General features: G+C 73.5%; 3 protein-coding genes and 1 pseudogene. 2 read left to right on the forward strand and 2 right to left on the reverse strand.

The features are described from left to right. Nucleotides 1–72: 72 nt before the first annotated feature. Nucleotides 73–303, reverse strand: a pseudogene (locus ACFV61_RS30940) ((2Fe-2S) ferredoxin domain-containing protein); the annotation flags it as partial. Nucleotides 304–421: 118 nt separating this feature from the next. Here ACFV61_RS30940 and ACFV61_RS30945 point away from each other — a divergent pair. Beyond that, a complete protein-coding gene (locus ACFV61_RS30945; RefSeq protein WP_063347062.1) occupies nucleotides 422–772 on the forward strand; it encodes a metalloregulator ArsR/SmtB family transcription factor in 351 nt (116 codons plus the stop codon). 16 nt (nucleotides 773–788) lie between these two features. On the opposite strand, the gene ACFV61_RS30950 is transcribed toward ACFV61_RS30945, so the two are convergent. Further along, nucleotides 789–2444: an FAD-binding dehydrogenase gene (locus ACFV61_RS30950; RefSeq protein ID WP_380495205.1), complete on the reverse strand. Its 1656-nt coding sequence runs from the start codon at nucleotides 2442–2444 to the stop codon at nucleotides 789–791. A gap of 311 nt (nucleotides 2445–2755) precedes the next feature. On the opposite strand from ACFV61_RS30950, the gene ACFV61_RS30955 reads away from it, so the two are divergent. Beyond that, on the forward strand, nucleotides 2756–3694 hold the full coding sequence (locus ACFV61_RS30955; RefSeq protein ID WP_063347064.1) for an SGNH/GDSL hydrolase family protein: 939 nt from the start codon (nucleotides 2756–2758) through the stop codon (nucleotides 3692–3694). Nucleotides 3695–3838: the final 144 nt, after the last annotated feature.

Here is a 3838-nt window from a genome sequence, read left to right on the forward strand (position 1 = left end):
GGCTGATATTGCGACTAAAAGTCCGTCCGCCCCACCGAGCCCCGCCCAGCGCGCTCCCCCCCCCGCCGCCCCCCCCTCCCCGGAGGGGCCGACCACCACCACGTTGGACTGGGTGCACACGTCCAGGCACTTGACCGCGCGGACCCGGCCCGCCGCACCCACCGCCGCCCGCAGCCGCTCGTACTGCCCGGCGTGGTCCACCCCCGGGTGCTTGGCCTCGGTGCCGCAGCAGCAGCCCCGGCAGACGGTGACGGTCACCGGGGAGGCGGCCGCCTGCTTGCGGTCCCGGTCTCGGCGGCTCATCGGCTCTGGAACTCCTCCTGGTCACGGGGCACGCTGCACGCGCAGCCTACCTGGCACGCCAAGAGGCACTGCCGGGTACCGGGTGCCGGGGTTCGGCGGCGGTCCGTAGGATGCCCCCATGGGACACGCGACCACCGAGAAAGCCGTACCGCGGATGCGCCTGGACGCCTCCAACGCGGCCAAGGTCGCGACCACCCTCCAGGCGCTGGCCACCCCCTCCCGGCTGCTGATCCTCGCCGAACTGCGCGAGGGACCGCGCGCGGCCACCGAACTCGCCGACGCCGTGGGCATGGAGCAGTCCGCCTGCTCCCACCAGCTGCGGCTGCTGCGCAACCTCGGCCTGGTCGTCGGCGAGCGCCGGGGCCGCTCGGTGGTCTACTCCCTGCACGACGACCACGTCGCCGCCCTCCTCGACCAGGCCGTGTACCACGTCGAGCACCTGCGGCTGGGCCTCACCGACGAGCGCTGAGGCCGCACGCACCGGTCTACGCCGTGGCCTGAGCCGCCGCGCGGCCGGCGGTGCGGCCGGAGAAGAGGCAGCCGCCGAGGAAGGTGCCCTCCAGGGAGCGGTAGCCGTGGACGCCGCCGCCGCCGAAGCCGGCGGCCTCGCCCGCGGCGTAGACGCCCGGGAGGGGTTCGCCGTCGGGGCGCAGGACGCGCGCGGAGAGGTCGGTCTCCAGGCCGCCGAGCGACTTGCGGGTGAGGATGTTGAGCCGGACGGCGATCAGCGGGGCGGCGCCCGGGTCGAGGATGCGGTGCGGCGGGGCCACCCGGATCAGCTTGTCGCCGAGGTAGCGGCGGGCGCCGTGGACGGCGGTGACCTGGAGGTCCTTGGCGAAGGGGTTGGCGAACTGCCGGTCGCGGGCCTCGACGGCGCGGCGCAGTTCGGCGGGGTCGATCAGCGCCTCGCGGGTCCTGGCGTTCATGCCGCGGGCGAGGTCGGCGAGGTTGCTCGCGACGACGAAGTCGGGCCCGTGCCGCAGGTGGCTTTGGACCGGACCGGGGGCGCCGGGCAGGGCGCGGCCGAGGACGCCGCGCACGGACTTCCCGGTCAGGTCCGGGTTCTGCTCGGAGCCGGAGAGGGTGAACTCCTTCTCGATGATGCGCTGGTTGAGCACGAACCAGGTGTGCCCGTACCCGGTGGACATGATGTGGTCGAGCGTGCCGAGGGTGTCGAAGCCGGGGAAGAGCGGGACGGGCAGCCGGTTGCCGCGCGCGTCCAGCCAGAGCGAGGACGGGCCGGGCAGGATGCGGATGCCGTGCCGGGCCCAGATCGGGTCCCAGTTCTCGATGCCCTCGGTGTAGTGCCACATCCGGTCGCCGTTGATGAGGCTGGCGCCGGCGTCGCCGGCGATGCCGAGCATCAGCCCGTCGACGTGGGCGGGGACGCCGGAGAGCAGTTTGGCGGGCGGGGTGCCCAGCCGGGCCGGCCAGGCCTTGCGGACGAGGTCGTGGTTGCCGCCGATGCCGCCGGAGGTCACGATCACGGCCTGGGCACGCAGTTCGAACCGTCCGGCGGCCTCGCGCGAGCTGGCCTCGCCACGGGCCGCCGAACTGGGCACCAGCACCTCGCCGGTGACGGTGTCGGTGACGCCCGCAGTGGCGGCCAGGCCGGTGACCCGGTGCCGGAAGCGCAGGTCGACCAGCCCGCGGGCGGCCGCGGAGCGGACCCGGCGGACGAAGGGCTCCAGCAGTCCGGGCCCGGTGCCCCAGGTGATGTGGAAGCGGGGCACCGAGTTGCCAGGGCCGTCGGCGAGGAGGCCACCGCGCTCGGCCCAGCCGACGACGGGGAAGAACCGCACGCCCAGGCCGTGCAGCCAGGAGCGCTTCTCGCCGGCCGCGAAGTCGACGTAGGCCTCGGCCCAGCGGCGCGGCCAGGCGTCCTCGGGCCGGTCGAAGCCGGCGGTGCCGAACCAGTCCTGGCGGGCGAGGGCGTGCGAGTCGCGGATCCGCATCCGGCGCTGCTCGGGCGAGTCGACCAGGAAGAGGCCGCCGAAGGACCAGTGCGCCTGGCCGCCGAGCGAGGCCGCGGGCTCCTGGTCGAGCAGGATCACCTTCCGTCCGGCGTCGGCGAGTTCGGCGGTGGCGGCGAGTCCGGCGAGTCCTGCTCCGATGACGATGACGTCGGCGTCCAGGGCCATGCGCAGTCCTCCGTCGCGGCGGGCGGGACGGCGCGCGCGGGGTGGGCGCCGTCGCTGTGCGCCCGATACTGCGGTCTGCGGTGACGTCCGGTCAACCGGCCGGTAACAACCGAGTGCGGCAATTCCGCTCCACACCGTTTCGGAAATGTCTTCGATACATGGTGGAGCGAAATGCGAAATGCGATCTGACGGAATTTCGGAAATTTCCGCGCACGGCATGGACGTCCACGAAACCAACAAGTAACTTACCTGCGAGTAGCCGCGGCCCGGCACGACCCCCACCCGTCGTTTCTCTCCCCCCAGGAGGAACCGTGCTCCGCCCTGCCCGGAAACCCCGATACCTGCGCAGCTCCACCGCGCTCGCCTCCGTCGCCCTGGGCGCCGCCCTCGCGCTCACCTCCACCAGCGCCCAGGCCGCCACCCCGGCGCCCAAGCACCTCGTGGCGCTCGGCGACTCCTACGCCGCCGGCGCGGGCGTGCCCGGCCAGTCGGCGGGCCTGTGCCTGCGCTCCGACCGCAACTACGGCCACCTGGTCGCCGCCGCCCTCAAGGCCGGCGCCTACACCGACGTCACCTGCGCCGCCGCCAAGGTCAAGGCCATGACGCAGCCCCAGTACGACGCCTTCATCCGGGTCAACGACCCGCAGCTGGACGCGGTGACCCCCGACACCGACCTGGTCACCCTCGGCATCGGCGGCAACGACCTCGCGGCCAGCGACCTCGGCCTCGGCGAACTCGTCGCCACCTGCATCGCCGGCGCGGTCGTCAACCCGCTCGGCACGCCCTGCAAGGACGTCTACCACCACGGCTACTGGGACTGGAGCAGCTGGTCCTGGCAGTACGGCAACGACGACCTGGCCGAGCGGATCACCAGCAGCATCGCGCCGCAGGTCGCCGACACGCTGCGGCGCATCCACGCCAAGGCGCCGCGGGCCCGGGTGCTGCTGGTCGGCTACCCGTCCGTGCTGCCCGCCGACGGCCGCTCGTGCATCCTGCGCCAGCCCGTGACCCCGGGCGACGTCGAGTACATGCACGGCGTGCTCGACAAGCTGAACGCCGCACTCAAGAGCACCGCGGCGGCCGGCGGCGCGACGTACGTCGACACCGCCACGCCCACCGCCGGGCACGACGTGTGCTCGGACGACCGCTGGATCGAGGGCGCGCTGCCCGGCTCGCCCGCCGTGCCGTTCCACCCGAACGCCACCGGCGAGAAGGTGATGGCGGACGCGGTGCTCGCCGCGCTGCGGTAGGGCGTGTCTGACAATCCCTAGGGCGTGTCTTCAAACTCCCGCCTGCGCGCCGGCGTTGGGGCACGCACCTCGCCGCGTTGTCGTCAGTCGCCGATGCTCCGCATGGACTCCCTCCTCCGCCTTGCGATGCACGCACCCCAACGC

It is taken from the genome of Kitasatospora sp. NPDC059817 (assembly GCF_042731835.1).
Taxonomy (GTDB): Bacteria; Actinomycetota; Actinomycetes; order Streptomycetales; family Streptomycetaceae; genus Kitasatospora.